Below are 1882 nucleotides of genomic sequence, written 5' to 3'. Positions count from 1 at the left end.
GCACGGGACGCGAAAAGGGTATAGGGAGATTCCCGGGAGGGCCGAGGAGCACCCCCGGGAACCAGACGACGGTGAACGGGGAGAAATCAGGCGCCGGCGGCTTCGCCGGCTGCGGGCTGCACGGCGGCCGCCCAGAGCCTCCGCCAGGCCTCACCCGGGTCGGACTGGCAGCCGTCCACCACCCGGTCGAGCCAGGCAAGTTCGTGGTGAAGCGAGGCGAGCCCGCTGTCCACGCTATCACCGGTGTTGGGCGCTGGTTCGTCCGCCACGTCGGCCACCAGTTGCCGGCACTCGGCCCGTACGCCCTGGCGCCGGAGCAGCTCGGCCGCCTCCCGGGTCATGACCTCCCCGTACACGTCGGCTAGGCCCCACCGCACAGCCGCCAGCGCCACCGAACGGCTGATGGCGAGGCCCGCCATGGCGGCGCCGGCCAGCTCTCGGGCGCCCGCCCGGCGAAGCGCGTCGGTGAGGGCCACGAAAAGCGCTTTCACGCTGGGCCGGCAGCTCCACGCCACGATGCGGTTGGCCCGCACCACCACGTAAGTCGCGCGCTGCACCTCAAGGAAGCGGCGGGCTTCGGCAACCGATGGTCCCCGGCCCGCCGCCAACTCTGTCGTCCTGCGGGTGGCATCCTGCACGTGCCTCTGAGCCCCCCTGCACCGGGACTGCGCCCGGCCCTTTTCGACGCGGCAGCGCCCCGCACCTGTCAGCGGGCGTAGTACTCGACGACGAGGCTCTCGTCGACCTTGACGGGCATCTCCTCGCGCTCCGGGTAGCGCAGCAGGCGGCCGCGCAACTGCTCCCGATCCAGCTCCAGGTAAGGCGGCGGGGTGGCGCCGCGTTGCAGGGCGTCCTGCACCGGCTGGATGCTGCGGCTGCGTTCCCGCAAAGAGACCACGTCGTTGGGCCGCAGGCGAAAACCCGGCCGGTTCACCTTGCGCCCGTTGACCTGGACGTGGCCGTGCACCACCAGCTGGCGGGCGGCGGGCAGGGTGGGAGCGAGGCCGAGGCGGTAGACGGTGTTGTCGAGGCGGGTCTCGAGGTAGCGCAGGAGCTGTTCGCCCGTACGGCCGCGGACGCGGCTGGCCGCCGCGAAGTAGTTGCGAAGCTGGCGCTCGTTCACGCCATACAGAAACTTCAGCTTCTGCTTCTCGAGCAACTGCCGCCCGTACTCCGAGATGCGGCGGCGGGCCGTTCGCCCGTGCTGCCCCGGCGGGTAGGGGCGTTTGAGGGCCGGGCAGTCGGGCTGGCCGCACAGCGGCTCCCCGACCCGGCGGCATAGGCGGTGGCGGGGCCCCAGGTAGCGTGCCATCGGGTGCCCACCCCTTCTCACGTCCTTGTCCTGGCAGCATTGCCAGCGACACCGGCCGCCCTGCACTCTTCCCGGCCTGCGGCCTCCTTATACACGCGGAACGCCAGTGCCTCGAACAGTGCGTGGAGCGCCGCCAGCCCCGGGCCGACCTTAGCTACATCCGGCGGTGGCTCGAGCAGTTTTCGCTGGCGGTGCCGGAGCGGGACCCGCTCAGCGCTTACACGCTTGCACAGAGAAGGCTGCCGCAAGGTTCTGTTTGGGAAGCTGGCCCCTCCTGGTTGCCGCTGTCTCCTGAGACCGTTCAGCACAAGACTACATTAGTCGATATAAGTGGTAAGTAGTGCCATAGCTGGCACATCCTGTGCCGTTGCAGAGGAGGTCCATGATGTCCGGGAGACGGGTCCTCAAGTGGATGGGCGCCGCAGTGTGCGTTGCGCTCTGGTTCGGAGCGACATCTGCCGGAACTGCGCGATCGTACGATGCGGCCCTGCACATGGGTGACTTCTACCTGCACCTGCCGACGGACTCCGACTGGCTTTGGAACCCCGCGTTCCTGAGTGGATTGGAAGC

Annotated in this window: 3 protein-coding genes; 1 reads left to right on the top strand and 2 read right to left on the bottom strand. The window is 69.4% G+C overall.

Going from position 1 to position 1882, the window contains the following annotated elements:
- Positions 1 to 86 precede the first annotated feature (86 nt).
- On the bottom strand, positions 87 to 638 hold the full coding sequence (locus AB1609_22725; protein ID MEW6049250.1) for a DUF1893 domain-containing protein: 552 nt from the start codon (positions 636 to 638) through the stop codon (positions 87 to 89).
- A gap of 68 nt (positions 639 to 706) precedes the next feature.
- Positions 707 to 1312 carry a 30S ribosomal protein S4 gene (rpsD, locus tag AB1609_22720; GenBank protein MEW6049249.1) on the bottom strand — a complete coding sequence of 202 codons (606 nt, stop codon included), beginning with the start codon at positions 1310 to 1312 and terminating at the stop codon, positions 707 to 709.
- A gap of 385 nt (positions 1313 to 1697) precedes the next feature.
- Here rpsD and AB1609_22715 point away from each other — a divergent pair.
- The coding region (locus AB1609_22715; GenBank protein ID MEW6049248.1) for a hypothetical protein at positions 1698 to 1882 on the top strand (185 nt) is incomplete at its 3' end.

It is taken from the genome of Bacillota bacterium (assembly GCA_040754675.1).
In the GTDB taxonomy this organism is placed as follows: Bacteria; Bacillota; Limnochordia; order Limnochordales; family Geochordaceae; genus Geochorda.
This window is presented reverse-complemented; position numbering and strand designations above follow the sequence as displayed.

What these genes read in the sequence shown, in the direction of transcription:
- rpsD (MEW6049249.1), bottom strand. Translation starts at nt 1,312, where the DNA reads ATGGCACGCTACCTGGGGCCCCGCCACCGCCTATGCCGCCGGGTCGGG.